We start from the raw sequence: 24,626 nt of genomic DNA on the forward strand, positions 1-24,626 counted from the left end.
TCCTCTGAGCCGGGAAGGGGCACACATGCGCGCGATCTGGCTGCTGATTTTCACTGTTGTTTGCTCTGCCGCAGCTGCAGAAAGCTGGCGGCTGCAGTTGCCCAGGACGCCGTTCGACTACCAAAGCGGTTTCGGGACGGAGGACTACCAGCCTCTGGAAAGGGCGGCCCGGGACTGGCGGCTGTGCATTGCTTATCCGCATCTGAAGGACGCCTACTGGCTGAGCGTCAATTACGGAATGGTGGTGGAGGCTGCGCGGCTGGGCGTGTCCTTCAAACTGGTTGAGGCAGGGGGCTATCCTAACCTGCAGCGTCAAATCCGGCAGGCAGAGGAGTGTGTGGCGGCTGGCGCTGATGCTCTGATCCTGGGACCGGTTTCTTTTGCCGGGCTGACCCCGGCCGTCGAACGGATTGCCGCTTCGGTGCCGGTCATCGCTGCCGTGAATGACATCGCTGATGCAGGGATCACGGCCAAAGTGGGGGTGTCCTGGACCGAGATGGGCGCCGTTGCCGGGCGGATTATCGCCGCGCGTCACCCCAAGGGGACGCCGCCGGTCAAGGTCGCTTGGTTCCCGGGGCCGGAGCAGGCGGGCTGGGTGAAGTTCGTGGAGCAGGGGTTTCACGCGGCGCTGGCAGACAGCTCGGCCATAGTTTCGGTGACAAAGTACGGCGACACCGGGCGGGAAATCCAGGTGCGGCTGGTTGAGGATGCGCTGGATGAGGTGCCGGATCTGGACTACATTGCCGGTTCTGCACCGGCAGCGGAGGCCGCGGTCTCAGTGCTGCGTGCCCGCGGCCTGCATGGCAAAGTGCAGGTCGTTTCTGACTATATGACCCATGCGGTGTACCGCGGAGTGCTGCGCGGCCGCGTCATCGCGGCACCGACGGATTCGCCTGTGCTGCAGGGGAGGCTGGCGGTTGAAATGGCGGTGCGCGCGATCGAAGGCAAATTGCGGACCAAGCACGCCGGTCCGGAGATCCGTGTGTTCGACCGGAATGCGCTGCAGACAGAGGTGCTGGAGCAATCTCTGGCACCGGCCAGCTTTGTTCCTGTCTTTGACTTCCGGCCGCAGCGGTGATGCGGTTTTCAGCCGGCTTAAGGGGACTGCGTTGCTTTGGGCAGTGCGAGCCAAGGGCCCGGAACCGGGAATGCCGCTTCGGCAGCATGGGGCCGTTAAGAAATACTTCTGAACCCGGCTTTTTTGGGGTTGCGACTCTGCAGTGCTATGATTAAACCCCGCCGCAGTGGACCGATAGCTCAGCTGGATAGAGTACTTGACTACGAATCAAGGGGTCGGGGGTTCGAATCCTCCTCGGTCCGCCACTTCCAAATTGTCGAATGCCAAGCAAAACTGACCTTCTTGTCAGGTTTTTGACCCAATTCCCGTTATCTGCTCGCGGGGTCTGTTAGGTTTGATCTGACTTCCTTCAGGAAAATTAGGGCTGATTTGCAGATTCAATCGGCGAAGTTGCCTGTTCTTGCTGAGCCATCAGTTGCTATGAGCACCAGGCCGGATTGCTGCGGGCGCAGTCGGTCACTAGCAGCCCTAAGCAAACCGTCGGCCTGCCTAACATCCGGGACCGGTACTCATGCAAGTCGGGCGGATTCCGGTAGTTCGCCGCAGGCGCGAGCCGAACATGGTGAAACGTTGGAAGCCGACCTCCAGGCAACGCCGCAATAGGATTCTGTTCTGCATCGCCGCAGGTCAATTGAGCCCTGAGCCGCCATCCCCCGGCAGATGGGATGCTGCAGGCGCAAGAGGCCGGCCACAGCTCATAGCCACCGTTCATACGCAAGGGAGAATGGCGGAAAAGTAGCGTTCCTAAATGCGGCGTTGACCTGGCGAGCTTCCATGCAGACGACATCAAAGCCATTGTTCGTGAGCCCGTATTCCGCCAACGTAGCGATGATTAGCAGGTGGTGACTGTGGGCATCTTCCTAAAGAACGCCAGCCGAAACTTTGTCGGCTGGCCCTATCATAATGTAGTTACTGGCTCCCCCAAATTTTGTCGTAAACCAGCTGAGCGATCAACCTGTGGCCGGTCAGGTTTGGATGAACCGCACCGGTTATTCTTTTGTCGCCGGGTTGAGTGATAACTGTATCATTGCCCGTTCTTATCGCACGCGTTTCGCTCTCATAAGCATAAGGGTTCCAGTCCCACACTGCCCAGTATGGTTTGGTATTCGGGAGATTCCCACGCGATCCTTTCCACCACCCGTACCCGACAAATGCATCACGTGTTTCACAAACAAAAGAGATACCTCGGTCGCGTGCTGTGTTTGAAAGAACTTCCCGGAGTTCATCAAATTGTTTCAGGGCGAGCCCAGCTTCACTTGCTGTAAGGTTGAATTGCCAGCGACGAAAGTTTCGCCCAGGCAAGTCACTCAGAGTTCGGATGAGGCCCTTTGACGCGGCTGCTTTCAAACCGTACCAAGCGCCTTGAGGGTTGAACACCTTGGGAGCGTCGCCTGGCACTCGAAAATCCGTTGAGGCGAGTGGCTCGCAAACCGGGCTGGGAGAAGCAGTATCGCGCAGAGGGTCGGGGTATTGTGCCATCACAATCTGCTTAGGCTCCAATCCTAAACGGTGTTCTAAGATGTTGAACAATAGGGTGTATCGATCCTTCATACCCAGCGACCCAGTTTGACCATTGGTCAGATCACCGGAGTGATAGTTGATTTTCTTGTCTAGTCTCTTGCAATAGCGGTCCAGTTGTCGATTATCCTTGGAAGCCACTCGGTACTCTGGGCTGGGGCAGACTTCCGGAAACAGGAGATTGCCGACAATGCCTAGCTTCCACTGTGTCGGAACAACAAAGTACTGCACGATATCTGCAAAACCCATGCTGTTCCCGCCTTCGTTCAAGAGCACGTAGTCAGGCGTTCGAATTTTCCCTGTTGCACAGGTTAACAACCCGGACTGCGGGAAGTGCCCATTATTTTTTTCCCGGATGCTCTGTGTAAACCGGCTAAAGTTATCCAGTTCCGGATTAGGTATTAGGTTGCTGTGGCTGCGCGGCCGATTGCCAGGGCCGCCTCTACGGTGGAAAGCGCGAATGTTTATGCCGCCGGTTTCTTTTTTTGAAACCGCCTCATAAATTGGCGCCGCTTCGCCAAGAGGTTTCCCATCTTGACAGAGCTCACGGATTGCAAAATTTACTTGGGAGTACGGGACATAAATTCCTTTTCCCCAAGCTTGGTATTGCGGCACAAGCAGGCCATCGAAGGCTTCAGCGCCTGTGCAGGCATAGTGTAGAAAAGAAACGTAGGCGTGCGGGTTTTCTGAAGCGATCTTGAGCGCAGTAAGACTCTGGTGGCTATAAAAGCTGCGGTGGCAGGTATCGTCTACCCAGTGGTTAGATTTCGCATCTGGCGCTTCTGCTGGAGAAACGAGACGGTTCTTATAATCAACCAGCCACTCCAGTTCATTGTTTCCAGGGAGGGTTTGGCCTGACTTCCAGTCGCCCGGGTAATCAGGGTTGCCTTCTCCGGAGGCGTAACTGTCTCCCATGCCGATGATGACTACGTGGTTTGGATTGATCGGTTCTTCGATTTCCTTTCCATCAAAGGTCACTTGCAATTTTGCGCCTGAAAGCGGCACTTGGAATAAAAAACCGAGTTCACAAGGCTGCGTTGTCATTTCTCCCTGAAAGGACCAGGTGCAATCCGATTGCGAAGCCACTCTCGCGACGGCTGTAATCGTGGTGCTGGCGTCGTTTTCGTTTCTGACATAGCTTAGAATTTTGGCCCTGTGCTGTTTGGTGCGCTGATCCCAGTGCATGTTTTCATGCTGACCGGCTTTGAGTGCTGCGCGATAGGGCGAGGGCAGACCTCCAGCCGACAACCGCTTATGCCAGTCCTCAAAATTCTCCCCCGGGGCCAACTTGTAGCGCTCAAACAGATTGGCCGGGTCCTTCTGTGTAGCGAAGGGGCCAAACCTGTTTACAACTTCCCATTCGATTGTCTGCAAACTCTCTTCGGCTGAAAACCCGAACGAAGGTGTAAGTGTCGCAAGAAGCAGCAGTGGTCGAAATAAACGCAAAACTATACCTCCAAAAATTGAAAAGAATGACGTAAGCTTAGCTACTCACCCGTACATACAGCTTTTGATTGATTTTCAGGTCAAGTAAATTGGTACCTGTGATGGCCTGCGGTGTGTAAGCAGCTCGGTCTATGCTGGGTCCGTTCTCAATGCCTAGGATCAGGCTGTTCGTGACTAGTCATCTAATGTAGGCGCGACGAAAGCTCCTTCTGCACCTGAAGCTTGTTCGGCACCAGATTTGCGCACCCGCAGCGAACGACCGAAGGTCCCGCGTGGAGGTATCGGTTGGTTCGAAATGCTGCACGCTGCGTGAACGGCAGGTTTGACGGCCGCACCGCAGCATTCACGATGACTGCTGAATGTCTCCTCAGGGCCGTCCTTGAAGACGGCCCATAACCTTAGATTTCAATGGCCTCTGCAATCGCAAGAGCATCTTCCAACTCAACGCCGAGATATCTAACAGTGCTGTCCATCTTGGTGTGGCCCAACAGGAGCTGAACGGCGCGCAGATTGCCCGTCTTCTTGTAGATCTGGGTCACCTTGGTGCGCCGCATGGAATGGGTGCCGTATGCGCTCGCCTCCAGACCAATCGACGTCACCCAGTCACGGACAATCCGTGCATACTGACGGGTTGAGATGTGAAGACGTTCGTGAAACCGACCGGGCCATAGGTATTCAGATCCGACCATCAGCGGGTCTTGCATCCACTTTTCCAGTGACGCCCGCGTGCCTTCAGAGATTTCGAAGCGTACAGGTTTCTGTGTTTTGCTTTGCAAAACCGATGCGCGTTCCTTGATTTGGCCTGACGCCATAACGTCGATGACCTTCATTTTGACAAGATCGCAACCGCGCAGCTTGCTGTCGATTGCCAGGTTGAAGAGCGCAAGATCTCGTTGGTTATCAGCGAGCTCGAGCCGGACCCTGATCGCCCAGACATGTTTGGGCTTCAATGGTCGCTTTTGCCCAACAATGCGCCCCTTATTCCAAGCGGGACGAAGTGCGCGAATGGCAGGTAAGTTGGCAATGGTCATGATGGTTCCTCCCATCCGCCACGACCCACCACAGCGCCAACCGGACGTTGACAATCCAAGGTAACACTCTCAGGTTTCATCGCGGACAAAGGCGGGAACGAGCCCAAAGCGACTGATGCTGCAAGTTACATTCCGGTCAGGTTGGGTACTGATACGCGATATCAGTTACAGCCCATATTGAAGTGATGCGCGCGATTATCGCGCGCATCGGTCTGAGGCATTTCAGATCACAGCTCTACAACGACTTTCCCGAGCGTAGAGCCGTCTGTCAGATGTACAAAAGCCGCGCCGGTATCTGTCCATTCAAACCTGCGTTCGTCGACAATCGGTTTAAGCGCGCCAGCATTGGCCATGTCCGCCAGTGTCTTCAGGATACCGCCATGGGTTTGCCGTCCGACATTGTGCATCATCGGGATCAACATGAAGACGACGTGCAGGGTCAGGCCTTTGAAATGCACAGGCGTTAAGTCGATCTCGACCATCGCAACCGTTGAGGCGACCTGGCCATTGAGCTTGGCTGCTGCAAACGAGTTCGTCATATTCACCCCGCCCACGCTGTCAAACACCATGTCAAAGCCTGCGCCGCCGGTATGTTCAGCCACATAGTCTGCGACGTTTTGGGATGTGAAATCCACGGCACGCGCACCGAGTTCTTTGATCAGGGCCAGCTGATCTGCGCCGCGGCCTGTTGCAGATACGGTTGCGCCAAGGTGGCGGGCGATTTGAATGGCGATATGCCCAACACCGCCGGCACCGCCCTGGACAAGAACGGTCTGGCCCTCGCCAACACCTGCGCGTGTCAGACCTTCGTAGGCGGTGATGCCGACGAGAGGCAGCGCTGCGGCTTCCCGCATGCTAAGCGTCCGGGGTTTATGCGCAATCAGGCGGGCATCTGCATTGATGTACTCTGCCAGAGAGCCGGGAAGGTCCATCAAACCTCCAGCACAGCCGTAGACCTCATCGCCTATGGCAAAGCCTGTCACGTCTTCGCCAATTGCGACGACTTTGCCAGCAAAGTCCATGCCAAGCACGGCGGGCAATGCGGGGGACAGGGGCAGCTCTGCGCCCATGCCCCGGATCATTGTGTCGACAGTGTTGACGCTGACCGCGGCCACTTTGACAACCACATGGCCGGCTGTCGCAACCGGGTCGGGCACTTCAGCAAGTTCGAACGGCGCGTCGGGTCCGTAGGAGTTAAGAACCATTGCTTTCATTGGTGTGTTCCTTTTGGTGTCGTCACGCCAGGGGAGCGTCGCAGCAACGCACGCCTGACGGGATTATTGTTTTGTGGGTGGTCAGGTGATGTCCTGCACTTGCATCACCAGGTTGCCCCATTGGCGCTGGTTTTCGATGTCGTGCTCCAAACCTTGTTCGTCCGCGATGGTGAAACGTTTGATGGCCGGGGTTTTGCTGGTGGCCTGATACAGCCAATAGGCTTCGGCCCTCAGCGCCTCATCAATGGGTTTGTCGATGGATTCATAGACCATCTGCTTGCAGGCATTGATCGACTCTGCTGGGAATTTTGCGATCCGTTCGGCCAGCGCGGTTACGTAGGGGCCAATTTCATCCGGCTCCAATGCCTTGTTGATGGTGCCAAGACGCTCTGCGTCATCCGCGTCATAGTCCTGCGCGCTCAGGATGATCTCCAGCGCTTTGCCCAAACCGGTCTGGCGCGCCATGCGCGAGGCACCGCCGCCGCAGGGGAGGATGCCCATCCCGACTTCCATCTGCATGAACTTGTATTTTCCGCGCGCGGCAAAGCGCATGTCGAGCGCCAATGCCAGCTCGTGGCCACCGCCGCGTGCAAACCCTTCCAGCTTGGCTATGGTGGCCTGCGGCACCTTGCTGATCCGTTCACAAACCGATTGCAGGTCCAGAAGCTGTGCGTCCGCGCGGGACACCGCTTCAGTCGACATGTCTTTCAGCAAGTCGGTATCGTAGTGGCAGACCCAGATTTCCGGGTTGGCGGATTGGAAGATCACGACTTTGGTTTCACGGTCCCGTTCCAGCCGCATGGCCAGACTGTTGAGATCGGCCAGCATTTCCTGGCCTTGCACGTTCACGGAGCCAAAGTTGAATGTCACCGTGGCGACGCCGTTTTCGACGGTGACCTCGAAGGTTTGAAAGTTTTCGTATTTCATCAGGCAGTCCTTTCCTGGCCCCCGGCGCGGCATGCGCGGGGAGTAGCGAAGAGTTAAAGGGGGAAGGCAGGGCGCTGTTTCGCCGCGATGGTCAGCGCGTCTGGCTGATCAGACCTTTGATTGTGTTCATGACCTCGGCAACGTGCGCGTTGTCCAGTGCTGCGGAATGCGGATTGGCGAAGGCACCGCTGTCATTGTCGAAATAGGCACCTGACGCGTCAGCGAACCGCGCGCCCAAGGCTGCGTCAATCAGGATATCAGCCCCTATGCTCATATCGTTCCCAGCGATACCAAAGCCTTCTTTCACCATCTTGGACGCCAGAAGTGATCCGGGGTTCACCGCGACCATCACCGGCGCATCCGGCTTTGATTTGGCCCAATCCTGGGTCCAGATGGTGATTGCCAGCTTGCTTTGGGCATACGCGTCCATGTCGGACAGCGGTACACTGCCCTGCAGGGCCTTGATGTCGACCGGGGCCTGAGCTGCCGAGGACAGGTTCACAACGCGCCCGTCGGCGGGAAAGATCGGCAGCAGCAGTTCGGTCAACAGATAGGGAGCGAGCGTGTTCACGACAAAGCGGATGTCCTGCCCGTTCGCAAGCACAGGCTGCGGAGCTTTCAGCACGCCTGCGTTATTGATCAGCACATCCAGCTTATCATGTTTGGCCCGTATGTTTTCGGCCAGTTTTTGCACTGCGGACAGGTCGCTCAGGTCAGCGGCATAGGTTTCGGCAGCCCCGCCGACTGAGGCGGCTGCGCTTTCCAGTTTGGGCAGACTGCGGCCATGCAAAAGCACTTTGTGCCCCTCGGCTGCCAGCTTTTTTGCCGTGAGCAAGCCAATGCCGTCGGTTGAACCTGTAATGAGTATGGTCTTTGTCATCGGTTTGATCCTTTAGGAAAAGTCAGGCAGCACGGTGTCCGCCAGCAGTTGGAGGGTTTTTTCGATGGGGGCTTGGTTGAACCTAAGGTTCAGAGCGACGTGATTGACCCCAAGCGTTTCAATCTCGCGCAGATAGCTGCGAAGGAAACCGGTGCCGGACTGAAAACCCAAATGGATCGGGCGCGGAGGCGCCGCAGGATCGGCAACGACATCAACGTAAAGCGATTGCATAACGGGCTTATCAGGCTGGCCTGCGGCCTTCACGCGCCGCCGGTAGTCCACGATGGCCTGGCCCTGAGCCGCCGCGTTGCGCGGGTAGGTCATCCATCCGTCGCCGTTCTGCGCCACCCAATCAGGTGTTTGCTGGCTGCCGCCGGTTATCATCATCGGCAGGCGGGTGCCGTGCGGCTTTGGCAATAGATCTATACTGCCAGTCAATGTGCCCTGCGCGCCTTCATGCCTCGGATAGGCGGAGCTGGCTGCGCGGATGTAGTCAATGCTATCGCGGAAACGTGCCCCTCGGTCGTCATAACTCTGGTTCAATGCCGGATACTCCTCGGGCCGGTCACCAGAGGCCACACCCAGAAGAAACCGCCCGCCCGACAGCACATCTGCGGTGGCTGCGGCCTTGGCGACATGGGCGGGGTGGCGCAAAGGCAGGATCACACTTGACGTACCCAGCGCAATCCGGCTGGTCGCCGTGGCCAGCGCTCCCAGATAGACAAACGGATCAAAAACCTGTCCAGGATCACCAAAGCTGGGAACATTGAAGGGCACGTCGCGCAGCCAAAGCGCTGCAAACCCAAGCTCTTCCGCGCTTTGCGCCGCTTCCAGATGTCCCCGCAGTGCTGGCTCTGCGCCGGCTGCGTATGCTTCGAGCGGCAGCACCAGGCCAACGCTTAGCCGCCCGGGACAGAACACCCGGTTGTAGGCCACATTGATCCGGGCAAACTCAGCAGGCTGCATTTCATCCAACACATCCGGTCCCCTTAATAACGCACCAAAGTGCGGCTCTCGATGCTTTTGCGAACGGTGGTGACGGTTGGGTCCTCGACCATATCGAGCGCGCTATGGGCAATCGATGGCAGGCCTTGGTTGTCATAGATGTTGAAGATCGCGACCTCATCCGGTGACATTTTGGACTGATAGATCCATTCATGCCTGGGGTTTCCCACCAGCCCCATGATTTGCCCTGTGCGGTCAGGATAGATCAGGTCCAGCAAAAGCCAGTCAGACGGGTCAACCGACGCCGGGCGGACAAAGCCCAGCGGGGCTGAATTAATCGGACGCTCCACGGGGCGCCACACATTGACAAAAGCATAGTGGCCTTGCGCCCATTCCGCTGCGGTTCCGGCTCCCAGCAGGTCGACAAGCCGCTGTTCGGCGCCATCTTTGCTGTAGTCACTATGGACGTTACGCGCGGGTTTGCGTGGCGCATCCGGGTCATCTGTCCGAACCGTATGATCAAAAACAACAACCTCGCGTGCGCCCAGCCTGTCCGAGAGCAGTGCCGTCAGCTCTGCATCGTATGTTGGTTTCCAGGCGTCACCTGCAAAACCTTGCACCGCCGTTGTTAGCGAAATGAATTCAACCGCGTCAGACGCAAATGTCATTGAACTGTTTGTGTCGCGGGTATCCATCAGCGTAACGCCCGTGGGGGCGAGTTCAGGGGAAATCAGGTTGCCTGCAATCCCGCCAGCATCCAGCGCAAAGGCTTGGCGATAGGGCTTGTGTACGTGGTAGTTGACTGTGGCTGTCCGCGTCATTTGCGCCTCCTGCGTTTGCGTCGTTGCATCGATGAGAGGGATTTAACGTTGATCCATTTGCATATAAACTGGCCATTAATGGAATGATAATTCGGGTTTTCGATATAATGGGGCTAGATACAGACGCGCTGCGCTTGTTTGTTACAGCAGCAGACAGGTTGAACATCAGCGCTGCGGGACGTGTACTGGGAATGGCCCCGGCCGTCTCAAGCGCAAAGCTGGCCAAGCTGGAGCACAGCTTGGGCGCGGAACTGCTGCATCGCACAACACGCAAAGTCTCACTGTCGGTTGAGGGGGCCGATTTCCTGCCTTTCGCCCGAGAGATCATCGCGCAGGAAGAGGCCGCACTTGCGGCTTTGGGCAAGCAAACAACAACGATCAAGGGCACATTACGCTTCGCGGCACCCAGCAGCTTTGCGCAACTCTACATCGCACCGATCCTGCCAAAATTCCTGCAACAGCACCCCGGCCTCACGCTCGATTTGCGGCTGTCAGATGTTCAGTTTGACCTTATCGAAGGGAGCTATGACCTCGCACTCAGGAACGCGCCGCTTGTCGATACCAGCCTGAAGGGGCGAAAGCTTGCTGATGACCGGCGTATTCTCTGCGCCGCGCCAGACTATCTAGACACATACGGCACACCCAAAACACCCGGCGATCTGAAAGACCACAACCTGATCGCTTTCCAAAACCGCAATCCCCGCCCGCTGAAAGGAAAGGCAGGTGAGACAGCCGCATTCGACCCGGCAATGGCGAAGGGACAATTGATAATCGACGACGGCCACAGCCAAGTCAGCGCCACGCTGGCCGGGGCTGGTATCTCCTTGAACGCACTATGGAGTGTGCATCATCACCTGAAATCGGGCCGGTTGGCACAAGTTCTGCCGAATTTTGAGGCCGCCGAGGACAATGTTCTGTGGCTTATCTATCCCAAGTCCAACGTACTATCCCCCAAAGTGCGCGTATTCATGGATTTTCTAATCGCAGAGGTTGGTGCAAAGCCGCCTTGGGAAATGTAGACCAAGAAAATACAACCTCAGTTGCGAGAAACCTCCCAACTTCAAGGTCGAATAAGCAGCAAAACGGACACGCCAATCATAGTCATGAATGGCTGGATTGCCTGCAGTGTGTGAGTTCGCATTTCGCGTGATTTTGCAGGCGCAGCAAATGTCTCCTTTAGCGGGCCGCGCCGCAGCACCCAGCCATAGTGGCGAGTGACCGCAATGGGCCGCCAATACGATTGGTTGCTGGGTGCTAAACCGGGCTGCAAGGAGACCTATTCGAATTGAACCCATTAGCAGCTTACGCAGAAGTTTAACCGTTGAAACTATCGGCGATATCCAACCTTTGTCGCTGCTGTGGCCGAGGCCGCACCAACCCGACCCCCAACACCATCAGTCCTAAGGAAACTATCAAGGCGGGCGGCGCCGTCTCGTTCAGGAACAAAGTGCCGGACAAGAAACCGCCAATTGTCACGAAATAGGCCACCTGGCTAGCAAAGACCGCGCCGGTCCGGGCAACGATTGCAAAATAGGCCGCGTAGCACAGAACATGCAGCAGGCCGGAGAGGATGAGTGCCGTAAAGGACAGAGAGAGTGTTGCCAGGGCCAGCGGATCGGTGCCGCAGCCAAAGACCAGGGGCAGAGCAAGAAGGCAAGACAGGCCGGACGCATAGAACAGTGTTTCGACAGGGTCGAAGCGGTCGCGAGCGCTGGCGGCAATCACGTTGCTCTCGGCCGCGTAGCAAAGCCCGGGCAGCAAGGCGATAGCTATGCCCCAGGCTGCCTGCTGACCCAGCAGCGTGAGCGAAATGCCCAGCAGCAGGAGGATGGACGTGGCGCCTAGGAGCAGACCGGAGCCGCGTCGGAGACTGAGCGTTTCCCGGCCCAGGCCGAGGGCGATCATGTAGGCTGCCATCGGGGTGACGGCGATGCCGATGGACATCATGTTCGCCTGCACCATGCTGACGGCCGCAAAGCTCAGCCCGTGCGGCAGCAGCGTACCCAGCGACGCAACAATGAAATAGAGACCCCATTGCGGTCTGGCCCCTCTGCGCTGCCCTTTCAGCCGCCGGAAAGACTGCCAAGCCAGCAGTAGGGCAAACCCGGCCAGCTGCTGCCAAAAGACCAGGGCAGCAGTGGAATGCTCACCCGCCACGGCGAGCTTGTTTAGAGGTATGGTTGCTCCCCAAGCCAGTCCCAGGAAGATCAGAAGCAGTGTCCAGCGCATTGTGGTTTTCTCCTTAAACACATCAATCATTAAGATGCAGGCTGGCACTGCCTGCCTGGCAGCGTGTGGCGGGACGGATCAGGGCGCAGAGGCCTCTGAGGTGATCCAGGATAAGGGGTTCCGGGCTGCGCGACCGGATGAGCAGGCCGAGAGTGTACATGCCGTTGGCCAGTAGCCCCGCGTGTGTGCGGCGCGCGGGTTCCGAGTCTTCAGGTACCGCACGCTGCAAGAACCTGACAAACCCCTGCGACAGTATCCGGCGGTTGTGGGCTGCCAGTTCGGCAGCCTGCTCATCGGTTCCGGACATTTCGACCATGCTGGAGCAAGCGAAGCAGCCTAGCGGCTCGCCGCCCGGGGTCAGCCGCTCTCTTGCGCCCTGCAAGGCGCTGCGCAGCCCTTCGGGGCTGGCGCCGGCTCGGGCAATACCGCGGGCCAGCGGGGCGGTTACGTCCCGGTTGTAGCGGTCGAAAGCGGCCAGGTATAAGCCGTGTTTGGAGCCGAAGACCGAATAGAGACCGTAGTTGTTGACACCGGTGCCAGCGATCAGATCCTGCAGAGAGGCATCATGGTAGCCTTTGCGCCAGAACACCTTGAGCGCAGCTTCCACGGCATCGTCCGGGTCGAATTCCTTGTGCCTTCCCATGGTGCTCTTCCTGTTGCTTGAGGCCGCGGCGGGCAAAGAGCACCTGCCGCGGCTGCGGGGTCACCACTCTTCCGCAAAGGGGCGGATTGTGGTCTCAAAGGACCAGGTGGTCCGGTGCTGGTGGGTGAAGTGATAGATCTCTGCGGCGATGCCGTCGGGATGGGCGAAGAAATCCTCCCGCGCATGCGGCCAGTCAGCGGGCGGCACCAGCCAGCTGGGGCGCTCTGCGTCGCTGGCGCCCAGCCAGGTCACGTCGATGGCGGCATCCACCGACAGGTAGCAAACGTGGATACCTTCCGGGCCCAGGTCCCGCGCCAGCGCCTCGCATAGGTTGCGCTGTGCGGCCTTTGTCGGGGCAAACAGCGCGTAGTTCGGCACACCGCGGTGCGACGCAGTATTGCCGGTGGCCAGGATTGCCCCGCCGCCGCTGGCGGCCATTTTGTCCGCAAAGAAGCGGGCAAAGACCAGCAAGGCGGTAGTGTTGACCCGGAAGTTCCGTTCGATCTCCAGCGGATCCAACTCGCGGAACCGGCCAAAACTGTGCGACACCGCATTATGCACCAGTACCCGGGGCACACCCATTTCCGCCTCGATCCTGGTCAGGCAGGTTTCGAAGGTGTGCAGATCAGAGATGTCGCAGGCATAAGCCTGCGCGCCGGGGTGCTGGTCTGCAAGCGCCTGCAGGCGGTCCGCGCTGCGGGCGATCATGGCCACACGGTAGCCTTGCGAGATGAACTTGCGCACCGTGGCGCTGCCGGTGGCGTCGCCGACGCCGGTGATGATGCAGAGAGGTCCGGCCATGGTCAGGCCCACTGCTTCTTGCGGATTTCGGTATAAGGCGCGCCGTATTTTCCATTCTCCTCGCCGGCGGTGATGACGGTCATGATCGCGGGGTCGTACTCGTAGGTCCGGATCCATTGGCGGCCGCCCTTTTCCATCAGCATGTGAGAATGGGTCGAGCGCGCACGGCGTGTGTATTCCACTTCCACCATCCGGCAGGACTGGCCGCCAAAGCCATAAGAATACTCATCGGCACCGGGCTGCACAAAGCGGGCATGATAGAGTTTCCAGTACTGGCCATCGTGTTTGTAGATGGCGAAGGTCATCTCGTGGGTGTCGTACTGCCAGTGCCAGGTGCTGTCCTGGTAGATCTTTTCCCAATCTGCCAGCAGGCTGCCGTCCCGGAACGAATGGCCTTCGATTTTCCAGCCCAGAGTGTCGGTCATTTTCGTGTCTCCTTAAGTTTTCACATCGATCATTATGAAAAGGCGGCGGCAGGTCTCGCTTGCCGCAGCGGCTGCAGCAAAGCTGCCGTCTTTATCCGGTCTTTTGCGCGGGGGATGAGTTGGCACGGGGCGTTTCCCAGCTGAACAGGGCTGAAACCGCAGCAAGGTCCTGCACGCCCAGCCCGGTCAGGCTGCAGACGATGACTTGGCGTCCGTTGTTGCGCAGCCGGTCATTGTTGGTCCAGGCAGCGCCCAATTCCTGCATCCCAAGTTCTGCCTCCGTCAGGCCAGAAGACAGGGCGCGGGCTGCGTTGCCATAGGCGCGGGCCTGTCCGAGGCTGTCGGTAAAGACCTTGTCGGCCCGGGAGAGCAGAGCGGCGGGTATCTCGCATTTGGTTTCGTCATCGGCACCGGCGCTGATCACCGTCTGTCCGGGCTCAATATCTTCAGCCTGGAACAAGGGGTCTGTGGCGGCGGTGGCGCAGACAACCAGCCGGGCTCCACGCATCGCTTCGGCAGTGCTGCCGGCGGTGGAGATCCGGCTTGCCGGAAGTCCGGCCTGCAAGACGGCGGCCAGCGAATTGGCCGCCTCAGGCCGGCGGGCCCAGATGCGGAGGCTGCGGATTTCCCGCAATTGCGCCAGCGCCTGGATCTGATGGCGCGCCTGGGTGCCGGCGCCCAGCAGCGCCGCGTCCACCGGGCCGGCGGAAAGGCCGCTGTGCGCGGCCAAAGCGCCGGCGGCACCGGTCCGGTAGTCGGAAATCAGGTGGCCGTCGTGAAGCAGCGCAAGCGGCTGGCAGGTCTTGGAGTCGCATGCCAGGATCAGCCCGCTATGGCCGCTGCCGGTGGCTGCTTTCAGGCTTTCCGACCAGCCCGCGAGCTTGACGGTGAAAATGGGGGCGCCAGGCAGAACTGCGCTTTTGACATGCACATCGGCGCCCGGCGCCGGGAACAGCACCTGAGCCGCCGCGGTGGCTTTGCCCGTGCTGTAGGCTATCATCGCCTGGCGCACTGGTGACAGCAGGGCTGCGTGGGACAGCCGGGCGGAGATTTCTTCGCGGGTGATGTGGCGCAGGGCAAGGGTCATGGCAGCACCTCGAACCGGCCGGTGCCCAGGATCGAAACCTGACCTCCGACTTGGACAGCTCTGATCCCATCCGGCCCGCTGTCGACCTGCACCGAAATCCGGCTGGGGCGGCCTGCATACTGCCCCTGCTTAAGTTCCAACGTGTTGGCCGCGTTCAGCAACCCGTGCTTATGGGCATAAGCGCCAATGACGCCTGCGGCGCTGCCGGTTGCGATGTCTTCGATCCGTCCGTCGTTTGTCCAGTGGCGCCCCTCGTTCCGATGAACATCGAACAGATAGGCAAACTGGGCGCCCACATCCGCCAGCCGATGTTCCAGATCCGGGACCCGGATGGCCGCACTGTCCAGGCCCTGGTGAACCGGTACCACCAGATAGCGCAGCCCTGTGGAAATGACTTCCATCGGCAGGCCCGGGGCCAGATCCTCCGGCGCCAGTGAGAAACAGCTGGCAAGCTCCCGGGCGGCGGGGCCGTTCAGCTCTGCCAGGTACAGCGGCTTTCCCTGATCCATCCACACGTCAAACCCGGCTGCGCAGCGGGCAGAACACAGTGTCACCCGGCGGTCTCCCAAGGCAAAGGCGGTCTCAGTTTTTGCTGCGGGCTGCTCCAGGTGATGCAGCACGGCCGCGGCTCCCAGCATAGGATGGCCGGCAAAAGGCAGTTCCTCTTCCAGATCGAAAACCCGCAGTGGGCGGCTGCCGTCCGCGAGGGCGGGCCCGGTCAGAAAGGCGGATTCAAAATGCTTGAGCTCCCGGGTCAGTTGCAGCATCTGCCGACCGTCCAGTGCCCGGGCCTCGGGGAAAACCGCCAGGCTGTTGCCGTAGAACGGGCCGTCCGAGAAAACATCGCATAAGACATAGTGCATGCCGCACCCCCGCTGAACTGAGCATCTGCCTGCTGGCTAGCTCAGAAAGAGGGCGCGGGGCGAACCATATGTACATGAGCCCGCCTCATGAATATGGGGATCAGCCCGTACTGAACAGCTTTGATTGCTGCGCGCGGATTGCTGAAATCTCCTCATGCACCCACTGGCGCAACGCCTGATACCCATCGGTGGCGGCATTGGCGGGGGGGGGGACCAGCCAGTAGCGGGCGCGGGATTTCACCGGCTTTCCAACAACTTCCAGGAATCTAGCCTCAAGATCATTTTCCACCAGCAGGCTGCGCCCGAGCGCAATGCCCATGCCGCCAATGGCAGCCTGGATGGCAAGATCGGCACGGGCAAAGGCGTTGATGGAGCGTTCGAACTCAATATCCCAGCCGCGGCCGGCAAAATATTCCTGCCAGCTGAAACCTGTGCCGTCGCTTTCGCCGAAGCGATCCACCAGAAGCCGGGCGCCGGGCTGGCGGCAATAGTCCTGCAGCGGCACCGGCCCCAGATAGCCGGGCCGGCTGACGGGCAGCAGAACCGCCTGCAGCAGAGGCTCGGAATGCAGCCCGGGATAGGGGCCCAGCCCATAGCGGATTGCCGCCTTGGCCTCACCTGCGTGCAGGTCGACCAGCCGATCATCCACGTCGACTAGAAGATCCAGCCCGCTGTCCTGCGCACGCTGCAGGGCGGGCACAACCCATTTCATCGCCACCGAGGAAGACACTGAAAGGCGCAGGCTGCGGCTGGTCTTCAGGTCATGCAGCCGGGTGAGGGCTGCGCGCCAGGCGCTGCCGCTGTGCTGCGCGGCGTCACACAGGATGCGCCCGGCGTCGGTCGGCATGATCCGGCGGGTGGTGCGGTCAAACAGCGGCACCCCAAGCGCTTCTTCCAGCGCCTTGATCCTGTGGCTGACTGCCGATTGCTCAATGCTGAGACGCTCCGCGGCGCGGGTGAAGTTCTGCTCTTCGGCTATTGCCTCCAGCAAGGGTGAGCTCTGGATCAGCTTCGGCAGCAGGCTGTCGGTCTGTTTCATGAATCAGGATCATAGTTATATCAATGTATTCTTGGCAAGGGATGGATCATGCTGACGGCAATTCATGAAAAGGAGCCGAAAGCATGACCCACACTGAAGCCACGGTCACCGCCCGTATCGTCAACGGTTTCGTCACGCTCAAGGATTGCGGCGACCCGGAGCTTCTGAAGGCCGGGCGCGACGGGTTGAGCGACGAAGACCTGAAGCGCGTTGGAAATGGCGGTGCCGCCCGGCCGTCCGCAACCGGCGGCAATCCCGCCGGCGTCGTGCTGGATGCAGACGGTCTGAGCGATGCCCAAATGCTTGAAATTGCGCAGAAGGTCGGCCTGTCCGAAACCGCCTTTGTGTCCCGTTCTGAAACCGAAGGCTTCAAGCTGGATTTCTTCACCCCGACTCGCCGCATAGCCCATTGTGGCCATGCAACCATCGCTACCTTCAGCTATCTTGCCGAGCTCGGACGGGTGAGTGAGGGTGAGACCTCGAAAGAGACCGTGGACGGCCCGCGCAAGATTATCATCCGGGATGGCGCCGCCTATATGGAGCAGCTGGCACCGCGCTACGAAGACCCGTCTGAGTGGGCGGACAGGGGCGTTCAGGAACAGGATGTGCTGAACGCACTGGGGCTGACGCCGGAGGATTTGAATCCGCGCTTCTCTCCCAAGCTGGCCAATACCGGCAACAGTTTTGTGCTGGTTGCAGTCAAAGACGGTGCCGCGCTCAAGGCGGTGAAACCTGGCCTAGCGCAACTCGAGGCCATCAGCGAAGCCTTGGATCTGATCGGCTTTTACGTGTTCACGACGGATCCCGGTGCTACCTCTGCTGACGCCACCGCTCGCATGTTTGCACCGCGTTACGGCATCAGCGAAGAATCGGCCACCGGAATGGCAGCCGGACCGCTGGCCTGCGCGTTGTATGACCACCTCGGCGTGCGCAGGCCAAAGCTGCTGATCGAGCAGGGCCACTTCATGGAGCCCGCTTCGCCCAGCGAGATCACGGTTGAACTGAACCTCGACGCAGGCCGGGTCACCGGGCTGATGGCCGGCGGCTACGGCGCGGTGATGAAGGAACTGCAGATCAAGCTGGATCACAGCCCGGTACCGGCAGTGGGAGGGGGAAATGATTGATCTTTACGGATGGACCACCGGCAACACCTACAGGGTGCTGATCGCTCTGGAGGAAACTGGGCTGCCTTACCGGGCCGTGCCTGTGAACCTGCGCGAGCGGGATCAGGACAGGCCGGGGTTCCTTGCCCTCAACCCGATGGGCCAGGTGCCGCTGATCATCGACAGCGAAGGCCCTTGCGGCGCCCAGATCACCCTGAGCCAATCCATGGCGATCCTACTGTATCTGGCCGAAAAGTCAGGCCAGTTGCTGCCAGCCGCCCGGGCGGACCGCGCCCACGCGCTTGAAGCCCTGAGCCTAGTGATGACCGACCTGGTGGCTCCCGTCAATTTCGGGCTCAGCCTGGAGCGCGAAGAGGGCAGCAGCGCCGGCCAGGCCTTTGGCGAGGCGCGGGCAACGCGCGCGCTTGCGGCCATCGAGCAGCGGCTCGGCATCTGCAGTTTCCTCGGAGGCACCCGTTTCGGAGCGGCGGACTGTGCCGCTTTTCCCATGATCCACCTGCTGGGTACCGGCCGCCTAAAGGACTTGCCGGCCACCCTGCGCTGGTACCACGAGGCGCAGGAGCGCCTCCCGGTGCAGCGCGCGCTTGCAGCAGTTTTCTAACTTGATGAAAGGAGATTAACATGTGTGGCAATCATCAGAGCTTCGACGCTTATGCCTTTTCCAAGCAACCCGGCTTTGACGAAGCGGCGGTGCGCAAGGAATTCGCCAAGGCAGTGCCGCTGAAAACCGTGGTCGTCTATTGCTATGACCCGCGCATCGCCCAAGTGCCGCGGCTGGTCGCCGAAGAGTTCGGTCAGACACACCCTGGAGAGATCATTACCGACGGCAATGGCAGCAAGATCGCTTCGACCACAAATGTCTTCGAGATTTGTGTGGCAGGAGGCCGGGCTTATGACGCCCTGCGGTCCGTCACAGTGGCGCAGCACCTGTTCGGGATCGAGAACATCGTCATCATTCACCACACCCATTGCGGCGCCACTTCGTTCACCAAAGGGGGGATCATTGACGCTTACAAGCAGGAACATGGTGCCGATATTGAACAGCTTTACCCAGCGGAAAGCATTTGCATTAGCGACTACACTGCCTCCCTTGAGCATGATGTCCAATTGATGCGGGACTCCGCCGGAACCCCCCAACACGCCAATATCTACGGTTACATGTACGACATCGACGAGGAAAAGCTGATCAAGGTCGCGCAATCGCTGGCCGTGTGACTTTTCGGGCCGGCGGCAGAGCTGTCGGCCTGCTGCAGCGCGTAAAGGATATTGCGTTAGCCGCTTGCCAAAATTGGAGGCTGGCATGAGACAGCAGGATGTTAAAGACTGGCTGAAGGCCTATGGCAGGGCCTGGATCGAAGGCGACCCGGACGAGGCGGCCGCCCTGTTCACGGTAGCTGCAGAATACCATGAGACCCCTTTCAGCGAACCGCTGACGGGCCGGGATCAAATCAGGCAGTATTGGCAAGAAGGTGCGGCAGACGCGCAGGAAGACGTCAGGTTTTCAGCGCAGATCTGGTCTATTGCAGGGAACACAGCAATTGCAGGATGGCAGGCCGCCTTCAGGCGCAAAGCCTCTGGGAGGCTTGTAGAACTGGACGGGGTATTCCGGGTGGTCTTTTCCAGTTCCCGGAACGGCGTGATCTGCAACCGCCTGGAGGAATGGTGGCACCGAAGGGAGAGCCAGAGCTGATTGGCAGCGCTCTGGATTTTCAGGCCGCGCTACCTGCCAATGTCCGATATCGCGTGCTGCACTGCAGAGCCGACCACCCCACTCAATGTCCGCGAAGGGCCGGTCATACTGGCCGTGACCTGTCAAACCTAATGGCTCACTGCACCGCAGAAATTGGGGCTCTGGACCTTGCTCCTTGAGCAGCCTGTCCGGCCAGCTTGTCTTTAAACGCCATATGCTTCACGCTTGCCCCGTAAACTCTAGGGAACATGCGTCTAAGTGGACTTCAACCAGATACGATACTTCCTTGCGCTCGCAGACACTTTGAACTTCACGCGGGCGGCGGAGCAGTGTTTTGTCTCTCAGCCTGCGCTGACCCAGGCGATCAAGCGCCTGGAAACCGAGCTTGGCGGGGAGCTGATACGCAGGGATGGCCGGGAAAACGCGCTCACCGATCTGGGCAAGTCCCTAAGAGCGCATTTCGAGCAGATAGACCGCACGCGGCATTTGGTGCGGGCAACCGCAAACGCCGTGAACGCAGGCGAAATCGCTGAGCTCAACATCGGGCTGATGTGTACGATTGGGCCTGGTGTCCTGGCGCCGATGCTGGATGCATTCCATGTTGCGCACCCTCTGGTGTCAATTGTCCTGCATGATGTCGCACCTGACGCAATTTCCGATCTATTGCTGACCGGCGTGCTGGACGGTGCCTTTTGCGCGCGCCATGGGCCGCCGCATCCGCAGCTCAGCTATGTCGAACTGTTCGAGGAGCCTTTGGTCATAGCCTTTCCGGAAGGCCACACCTTTTCGCAGATGGAGGCGGTTTCCCTGCGCGACATAGCAAAGCAGCAGTATGTTGAGCGGCTTCACTGCGAGTTCCGGGAAGAGGTCCTTGAGTACTACAAGGACCTTGATCTCGAGCTTGAAGTTGCCTTTCGCAGCCAGCGCGAAGACTGGATCCAGGGGATGGTCCGCAATGGCGTCGGCGTCTGCTGCATCCCGCGGTATTCGTTGTTGCGGCCCGAGTTGGACCACAGGCCGATTGTGGACCCGGCACTATCGCGAAAGGTTGCTTTTGCCACTGCGGAGCAATCTGAACAGCTGCCTGCACTGAAACTGCTAGCGGAAATGGCACGTGCGCATGACTGGCCGGTCTACGCCTCTGAACGGCAGAAAGGGCCTGCGGCCTAACAAGGCAAGGCTCAGCGCCGATTGGACTGCTGTGCCCCTTTCACCGGGCTGCCATAAGCAGCGCCTATTGAATACGAACAACTGAATATTTCCCCGCGGCTTTGCCTTTGGCTACGGTTCATCAGGCGGCAGAAAAGCTCTGCTGCAGCAGCAACCTGAACCGAAAAGGATGGATAAGCCGCGGAGGTAGATCAGTTGCCCCGGAAATCTGCCAATAGGCCTGTCGCAGCCGGTTCGTGCATCGCGCCGGAAGCAGCGTTTCAAAACGCCTTCTGGGATCACTGGGAAGCTGGTCTCTATGTTGATACGGCCAGCGGCATCCCGTTGTTCGCATCGGTTCACAAGTTCAGGTCCGGCAACGGATGGCCTTGTTTCTTTGAGACGATTGCGGGTGAGGAAGTCAGGGAAACGACGGAGCGCTCAGGCGGCATGATCCGCATCCAGCTGCGGTGCCGGACGTCCGGCACGCATCTCGGGTACCTGTTTCTGGATGGGCCGGAACCGGCCGGTCTGAGCTACTGCATCAAGTCTTCGGCACTCCGCTTCGTGGCGCGGGAAAACCTTCAGGCGGAAGGCTACGGGGAATTCGTGCGCCTTTTTACGCTAGAGGCTTAGGCGGAGCCCGGAATGCAATAATACAAACGGGAGAATGACAAAATGAAGACCAAATCAGCAAAAACTGCCTTGAACTTTGCGGCGGCCACCGTGGCAACCATCAGCCTGTCCAGTGCGGTGCAAGCATCAGGGCACTTTATCTCAGGCTTGCAGGACCAGTATCCGGCCTATGACCTCAATGACACCTATGTGTTTCAGTCCAGCAACGACGGTTTCACATCCTTTATCTCCTCGGCCAATCCCAGCCTGCCGGGCACGAACACGTCGCCCGCAGGCGTCATCTTTGGCAATGAGGGACTCTATAATCTCCATATTGCCCAGGATGGAGACTTCCAATCCGGCATGACCTTGGTGTTTTCCTTTGACGGGGAAAATGTCGAAGTCAGCAGAGCGGGCGCCCCCAATGCCTCCGTAGGAGAGGCAGGAGAGCCGCTGGGCAGCGGCAAGGTTGGCGACACCCTGGAGCTGCCGGATGGAATCCGCGTGTGGACCGGGCGCGGAGAGGAGCCGTTCTTTGGCAATGGCGTTGGCCTGTCCAAATTCAACGCCGCGAAGCAGGCAGGCAGCTTTGCCCCGGAGGTTTTCCAGGAGGATGGTGATCTGTTCATGGGAGCAACCGCCAGTTTCATCGTCGTGGACGTCCCCAACACACTGCTAGGCGACGAAGTCAAAGTCTTCACCACCACAGCCGTGCCCTACAAGGACGAGTGGAGCCAGATCGACCGGCACGCCAATGTGCTGTTCCCCTATGTGTTCCTGGCTGACACCCCCGCTGTTCAGGAGGACCACGGCCAGCACCGCCCGGACTTGGATGTAGAGGAACGCCGCCAGGCCATTGTGAACAATGTCTTCTGGGCAGCCTCCGCGTCACAGGCGGTCGAGGGAAATCCGGTGGAATACGCGGGCAAGGTTGCTGATATGATCATGCCCGACGTGCTGACCTACAAACCTGGCACCAAAGCAAGCTATTCGGTGGACGGCCTGAACGGGCGGGCGCTGCAGGATGATGCGATGAACACGGTCCTGCATCTCATGACCGGCGTTGCGATTGACGATAATGCCGACGATGCCAAGCGCTATACGGATCAGTTTCCGTACATCGTCTCTGTAAACTGATTTAGCCAAAACCGTACCTGCCTTGCCTCCAGGACGCTCTGTTGGAGCTGGCCAGAGGCAGGCGGTACCTGGAGGGAAAACCATGAAGAATCTTGTTTGGTCAGCTTTTCTGCTGGCATGCAGCGCTGCCGTGGTCAGTGCCGAAGACCCGGCAAAACTGCCTGTTCCGTTCAACGCTGATGGAACTGTCAACCTGCCGCAAAACTACCGGCAATGGGTCAACGTCGGCACCACGCTGCTGCCGAAGGGAGAGGTGAACATCATCGACGGCCTGCCCATCGCAGCCAGCGAGTATATCGACACCTATGTCGAGCCGCAGTCCTTTGCCATCTACATGGAAACCGGAACCTGGCCGGACGGAACGCAGATCGTCAAGGAATTCACTGCAACTAAGGATGCCGCACCGGACGAAGTGCTTGTCGAAAGCCACTACACAGGCTTGGCGATGCTGATTAAGGATACCGAACTGTTTCCTGCGGAGACCGGCCACCTCGGCTACTTCAACTTTGGCCATCACCGTGAACCATATGAACCGGCCGCGTCAGTGCTGCCAAGGGAACAGTGCTCCTCATGCCATGAAGCGCTTGCTGCCGATCAGCAGTTCATTTTCGCGGATCATCACATCGGGCTTCAAAGCAAGCCGGCGGAATAACCTCCAAAGCCGCCAAGTGTTGCGATTGCTCCGTAAGCCCGGATGGATCCCGTGAGGCTGTCAGCCCTGTTGAGGGAATGCTGCGCTGTTCGCCAACGGCAGGTTTGACGGGCCGCGCTGCAGCGTTGCGCTTGCAGGTCGAACGGCAGGAAAGGGCCGTCTTCAAAGCTCAAACGAAGCCTATGGGTCTTGGCCCTAGCTTCTAGTGCAGCCTTCATTACCGAAACGAACATCGCAAACATAGTTGACTTCATTCGCCATCAAAGGTTTTGTGATGCCAGTGAGATATTTACCAGAGTATCTGACTTCAACGACCCCCCCAAGGGTCCGCGGCTCTGTTCGAATTGCTAGTTGAAATGCTGCAATTTTGATCATCCGCACTCCCTTTATTCTGCATTCGGCTACGGCAACGGGTCAGTGTCGCTGTTCTGCTGCTACTAAACACAAAAGCCCAGCACAAAACGCTTGGAAAGCCTGCAGCGACTTCTCTAAGCAACACAGCTGACTTCAGAGGATTGGGAGAGTTAAAATTCTCCCTTTTATTTTAATACGTTATTACCATTCATCATGCATATTGCCACCGTTGGCGGCTGCAATGTCTACGCACGCTGCGGCGTCCTAAGTTCTCAGTTAAACAGGATGGCGGTATGACCTACAAAATTTCCAGAATTGTGCTCTTAACAGGGGCTATACTTTCAACAGCTGCTTGTAGTGTGAGTGGAAATTCCAATGACAGTCTCAATGGAGCGCTAAGCACCCGCCTCCTAGTTGACGAAGGAATGCCTAGGGAAATTGGCAGAAATTCCATGCACGGCAGAGAACAAACCATGAACGTTTTCTTGACTGGCTACAGTTACTGGGACAACACTCCCCGCGGATCGGCACAGATTGCCCGACCAGTGATCCACCGGCAGGCTGGCGGAACAGGAACCTACGAGGACCCGATCACTCTTGCAGTCGGGCATGTGAAACGAAACGGCCGCAGCTACATGGACTACCCTGCAGGCACGAAATTCTATGTTAAAAACCTGCAAAGGTACGCAATTGTCGAGGATCTTTGCGGTGACGGGCCAAAACCGCAAGCAGGCCCTTGCCACAGCGGCTATCAAGGGCACGATTGGCTGGATATCTACGTTGGTGGCCAAGGTATCGACGAGAATTGGGTCGACCGCTGCATGAACCGTATCACGGGAATTCAGCCGGTAATTCTAAACCCCGGTCCTGGCTATCCGGTTACACCAGGGGAAATTGCAGCCAGCGGATGTGCAGCCCTTTGACGCGAAGCTGCAGTAAATCCATGTCTTGCCGGCTT

At 58.7% G+C, this 24,626-nt stretch carries 25 protein-coding genes and 1 tRNA gene; 12 read left to right on the forward strand and 14 right to left on the reverse strand.

Annotated elements, in window-relative coordinates; all coding sequences use genetic code 11:
- Positions 1 to 25 precede the first annotated feature (25 nt).
- Complete coding sequence (gene torT, locus RA20_RS10260; RefSeq protein ID WP_052248929.1) at positions 26 to 1,078, forward strand: TMAO reductase system periplasmic protein TorT; 1,053 nt, start codon at positions 26 to 28, stop codon at positions 1,076 to 1,078.
- A 168-nt stretch (positions 1,079 to 1,246) separates the two neighbouring features.
- Positions 1,247 to 1,323, forward strand: a tRNA-Arg gene (locus RA20_RS10265).
- 664 nt (positions 1,324 to 1,987) lie between these two features.
- Here the strand turns inward: RA20_RS10265 and RA20_RS10270 are convergent.
- The 7 genes from RA20_RS10270 to RA20_RS10300 all read right to left on the reverse strand — a co-directional run bounded on the left by RA20_RS10270 (position 1,988) and on the right by RA20_RS10300 (position 9,860).
- A complete protein-coding gene (locus tag RA20_RS10270) occupies positions 1,988 to 3,970 on the reverse strand; it encodes a hypothetical protein (RefSeq protein WP_039127804.1) in 1,983 nt (660 codons plus the stop codon).
- A 470-nt stretch (positions 3,971 to 4,440) separates the two neighbouring features.
- Positions 4,441 to 5,073, reverse strand: coding sequence for a tyrosine-type recombinase/integrase (locus RA20_RS10275; protein WP_039127807.1), 633 nt, complete (start codon positions 5,071 to 5,073; stop codon positions 4,441 to 4,443).
- 227 nt (positions 5,074 to 5,300) lie between these two features.
- Entirely contained in the window at positions 5,301 to 6,287 is a 987-nt protein-coding gene (locus RA20_RS10280) for a zinc-dependent alcohol dehydrogenase family protein (RefSeq protein ID WP_039127810.1), read from the reverse strand.
- A gap of 81 nt (positions 6,288 to 6,368) precedes the next feature.
- Positions 6,369 to 7,214 (reverse strand): enoyl-CoA hydratase/isomerase family protein, encoded by an 846-nt coding sequence (locus RA20_RS10285; protein WP_039127813.1) that lies wholly within the window; start codon positions 7,212 to 7,214, stop codon positions 6,369 to 6,371.
- Positions 7,215 to 7,305: 91 nt separating this feature from the next.
- Positions 7,306 to 8,094 (reverse strand): SDR family NAD(P)-dependent oxidoreductase, encoded by a 789-nt coding sequence (locus RA20_RS10290; RefSeq protein WP_039127815.1) that lies wholly within the window; start codon positions 8,092 to 8,094, stop codon positions 7,306 to 7,308.
- Between the two features lie 12 nt (positions 8,095 to 8,106).
- A complete protein-coding gene (locus RA20_RS10295) occupies positions 8,107 to 9,072 on the reverse strand; it encodes an LLM class oxidoreductase (protein WP_082017977.1) in 966 nt (321 codons plus the stop codon).
- Between the two features lie 11 nt (positions 9,073 to 9,083).
- A complete protein-coding gene (locus RA20_RS10300; protein ID WP_039127819.1) occupies positions 9,084 to 9,860 on the reverse strand; it encodes a CmcJ/NvfI family oxidoreductase in 777 nt (258 codons plus the stop codon).
- Between the two features lie 107 nt (positions 9,861 to 9,967).
- Here RA20_RS10300 and RA20_RS10305 point away from each other — a divergent pair, with 107 nt between their 5' ends.
- Complete coding sequence (locus tag RA20_RS10305; protein WP_039128009.1) at positions 9,968 to 10,879, forward strand: LysR family transcriptional regulator; 912 nt, start codon at positions 9,968 to 9,970, stop codon at positions 10,877 to 10,879.
- Between the two features lie 295 nt (positions 10,880 to 11,174).
- On the opposite strand, the gene RA20_RS10310 is transcribed toward RA20_RS10305, so the two are convergent.
- The 7 genes from RA20_RS10310 to RA20_RS10340 all read right to left on the reverse strand — a co-directional run bounded on the left by RA20_RS10310 (position 11,175) and on the right by RA20_RS10340 (position 16,947).
- Positions 11,175 to 12,089 carry a DMT family transporter gene (locus tag RA20_RS10310; protein WP_193748821.1) on the reverse strand — a complete coding sequence of 305 codons (915 nt, stop codon included), beginning with the start codon at positions 12,087 to 12,089 and terminating at the stop codon, positions 11,175 to 11,177.
- Positions 12,090 to 12,111: 22 nt separating this feature from the next.
- Positions 12,112 to 12,732 carry a TetR/AcrR family transcriptional regulator gene (locus RA20_RS24630; RefSeq protein ID WP_052248930.1) on the reverse strand — a complete coding sequence of 207 codons (621 nt, stop codon included), beginning with the start codon at positions 12,730 to 12,732 and terminating at the stop codon, positions 12,112 to 12,114.
- A 60-nt stretch (positions 12,733 to 12,792) separates the two neighbouring features.
- Positions 12,793 to 13,533, reverse strand: coding sequence for an SDR family NAD(P)-dependent oxidoreductase (locus RA20_RS10320; RefSeq protein ID WP_039128017.1), 741 nt, complete (start codon positions 13,531 to 13,533; stop codon positions 12,793 to 12,795).
- A gap of 2 nt (positions 13,534 to 13,535) precedes the next feature.
- Positions 13,536 to 13,958 carry a hypothetical protein gene (locus RA20_RS10325; protein ID WP_052248931.1) on the reverse strand — a complete coding sequence of 141 codons (423 nt, stop codon included), beginning with the start codon at positions 13,956 to 13,958 and terminating at the stop codon, positions 13,536 to 13,538.
- Positions 13,959 to 14,049: 91 nt separating this feature from the next.
- Positions 14,050 to 15,045 carry an ornithine cyclodeaminase family protein gene (locus tag RA20_RS10330; protein WP_039127826.1) on the reverse strand — a complete coding sequence of 332 codons (996 nt, stop codon included), beginning with the start codon at positions 15,043 to 15,045 and terminating at the stop codon, positions 14,050 to 14,052.
- Entirely contained in the window at positions 15,042 to 15,908 is an 867-nt protein-coding gene (locus RA20_RS10335; protein WP_039127828.1) for a PhzF family phenazine biosynthesis protein, read from the reverse strand. The genes RA20_RS10330 and RA20_RS10335 overlap by 4 nt, the downstream gene beginning before the upstream one ends.
- A gap of 100 nt (positions 15,909 to 16,008) precedes the next feature.
- The gene (locus RA20_RS10340; RefSeq protein ID WP_052248932.1) at positions 16,009 to 16,947 is read right to left on the reverse strand and encodes a LysR family transcriptional regulator; all 939 of its coding nucleotides are present in this window, start codon (positions 16,945 to 16,947) and stop codon (positions 16,009 to 16,011) included.
- An 83-nt stretch (positions 16,948 to 17,030) separates the two neighbouring features.
- Between RA20_RS10340 and RA20_RS10345 the strand changes: the two genes are divergently transcribed.
- The 9 genes from RA20_RS10345 (at position 17,031) to RA20_RS24990 (ending at position 24,591) form a co-directional block, all read left to right on the forward strand.
- A complete protein-coding gene (locus RA20_RS10345; RefSeq protein WP_082017978.1) occupies positions 17,031 to 18,071 on the forward strand; it encodes a PhzF family phenazine biosynthesis protein in 1,041 nt (346 codons plus the stop codon).
- A complete protein-coding gene (locus RA20_RS10350; protein WP_039127831.1) occupies positions 18,064 to 18,672 on the forward strand; it encodes a glutathione S-transferase family protein in 609 nt (202 codons plus the stop codon). The genes RA20_RS10345 and RA20_RS10350 overlap by 8 nt, the downstream gene beginning before the upstream one ends.
- 20 nt (positions 18,673 to 18,692) lie before the next feature.
- Positions 18,693 to 19,286 (forward strand): carbonic anhydrase, encoded by a 594-nt coding sequence (locus RA20_RS10355; protein WP_039127834.1) that lies wholly within the window; start codon positions 18,693 to 18,695, stop codon positions 19,284 to 19,286.
- 85 nt (positions 19,287 to 19,371) lie between these two features.
- Complete coding sequence (locus RA20_RS10360) at positions 19,372 to 19,761, forward strand: nuclear transport factor 2 family protein (RefSeq protein ID WP_039127837.1); 390 nt, start codon at positions 19,372 to 19,374, stop codon at positions 19,759 to 19,761.
- Between the two features lie 258 nt (positions 19,762 to 20,019).
- Complete coding sequence (locus RA20_RS10365; protein WP_082017979.1) at positions 20,020 to 20,931, forward strand: LysR family transcriptional regulator; 912 nt, start codon at positions 20,020 to 20,022, stop codon at positions 20,929 to 20,931.
- Between the two features lie 195 nt (positions 20,932 to 21,126).
- Positions 21,127 to 21,546, forward strand: a complete 420-nt coding sequence (gene msrB, locus RA20_RS10370) for a peptide-methionine (R)-S-oxide reductase MsrB (protein WP_052248934.1) — start codon at positions 21,127 to 21,129, stop codon at positions 21,544 to 21,546.
- A gap of 42 nt (positions 21,547 to 21,588) precedes the next feature.
- Entirely contained in the window at positions 21,589 to 22,662 is a 1,074-nt protein-coding gene (locus tag RA20_RS10375) for a DUF4331 family protein (protein WP_039127839.1), read from the forward strand.
- Positions 22,663 to 22,744: 82 nt separating this feature from the next.
- Positions 22,745 to 23,314, forward strand: a complete 570-nt coding sequence (locus RA20_RS10380; RefSeq protein ID WP_052248935.1) for a cytochrome P460 family protein — start codon at positions 22,745 to 22,747, stop codon at positions 23,312 to 23,314.
- A gap of 647 nt (positions 23,315 to 23,961) precedes the next feature.
- The gene (locus RA20_RS24990; RefSeq protein WP_082017980.1) at positions 23,962 to 24,591 is read left to right on the forward strand and encodes a hypothetical protein; all 630 of its coding nucleotides are present in this window, start codon (positions 23,962 to 23,964) and stop codon (positions 24,589 to 24,591) included.
- Positions 24,592 to 24,626 lie beyond the last annotated feature (35 nt).

Source organism: Leisingera sp. ANG-Vp, from assembly GCF_000813725.1.
Classification (GTDB): domain Bacteria; phylum Pseudomonadota; class Alphaproteobacteria; order Rhodobacterales; family Rhodobacteraceae; genus Leisingera.

Excerpts from the sequence above, each read along its gene's own strand:
- torT (WP_052248929.1), top strand. The coding sequence starts at position 26 with ATGCGCGCGATCTGGCTGCTGATTTTCACTGTTGTTTGCTCTGCCGCA.
- RA20_RS10275 (WP_039127807.1), bottom strand. The coding sequence starts at position 5,073 with ATGACCATTGCCAACTTACCTGCCATTCGCGCACTTCGTCCCGCTTGG.
- RA20_RS10280 (WP_039127810.1), bottom strand. The coding sequence starts at position 6,287 with ATGAAAGCAATGGTTCTTAACTCCTACGGACCCGACGCGCCGTTCGAA.
- RA20_RS10285 (WP_039127813.1), bottom strand. The coding sequence starts at position 7,214 with ATGAAATACGAAAACTTTCAAACCTTCGAGGTCACCGTCGAAAACGGC.
- RA20_RS10290 (WP_039127815.1), bottom strand. The coding sequence starts at position 8,094 with ATGACAAAGACCATACTCATTACAGGTTCAACCGACGGCATTGGCTTG.
- RA20_RS10300 (WP_039127819.1), bottom strand. The coding sequence starts at position 9,860 with ATGACGCGGACAGCCACAGTCAACTACCACGTACACAAGCCCTATCGC.
- RA20_RS10305 (WP_039128009.1), top strand. The coding sequence starts at position 9,968 with ATGGGGCTAGATACAGACGCGCTGCGCTTGTTTGTTACAGCAGCAGAC.
- RA20_RS10310 (WP_193748821.1), bottom strand. The coding sequence starts at position 12,089 with ATGCGCTGGACACTGCTTCTGATCTTCCTGGGACTGGCTTGGGGAGCA.
- RA20_RS24630 (WP_052248930.1), bottom strand. The coding sequence starts at position 12,732 with ATGGGAAGGCACAAGGAATTCGACCCGGACGATGCCGTGGAAGCTGCG.
- RA20_RS10320 (WP_039128017.1), bottom strand. The coding sequence starts at position 13,533 with ATGGCCGGACCTCTCTGCATCATCACCGGCGTCGGCGACGCCACCGGC.
- RA20_RS10325 (WP_052248931.1), bottom strand. The coding sequence starts at position 13,958 with ATGACCGACACTCTGGGCTGGAAAATCGAAGGCCATTCGTTCCGGGAC.
- RA20_RS10330 (WP_039127826.1), bottom strand. The coding sequence starts at position 15,045 with ATGACCCTTGCCCTGCGCCACATCACCCGCGAAGAAATCTCCGCCCGG.
- RA20_RS10335 (WP_039127828.1), bottom strand. The coding sequence starts at position 15,908 with ATGCACTATGTCTTATGCGATGTTTTCTCGGACGGCCCGTTCTACGGC.
- RA20_RS10340 (WP_052248932.1), bottom strand. The coding sequence starts at position 16,947 with ATGAAACAGACCGACAGCCTGCTGCCGAAGCTGATCCAGAGCTCACCC.
- RA20_RS10345 (WP_082017978.1), top strand. The coding sequence starts at position 17,031 with ATGACCCACACTGAAGCCACGGTCACCGCCCGTATCGTCAACGGTTTC.
- RA20_RS10350 (WP_039127831.1), top strand. The coding sequence starts at position 18,064 with ATGATTGATCTTTACGGATGGACCACCGGCAACACCTACAGGGTGCTG.
- RA20_RS10355 (WP_039127834.1), top strand. The coding sequence starts at position 18,693 with ATGTGTGGCAATCATCAGAGCTTCGACGCTTATGCCTTTTCCAAGCAA.
- RA20_RS10360 (WP_039127837.1), top strand. The coding sequence starts at position 19,372 with ATGAGACAGCAGGATGTTAAAGACTGGCTGAAGGCCTATGGCAGGGCC.
- RA20_RS10375 (WP_039127839.1), top strand. The coding sequence starts at position 21,589 with ATGAAGACCAAATCAGCAAAAACTGCCTTGAACTTTGCGGCGGCCACC.
- RA20_RS10380 (WP_052248935.1), top strand. The coding sequence starts at position 22,745 with ATGAAGAATCTTGTTTGGTCAGCTTTTCTGCTGGCATGCAGCGCTGCC.
- RA20_RS24990 (WP_082017980.1), top strand. The coding sequence starts at position 23,962 with ATGACCTACAAAATTTCCAGAATTGTGCTCTTAACAGGGGCTATACTT.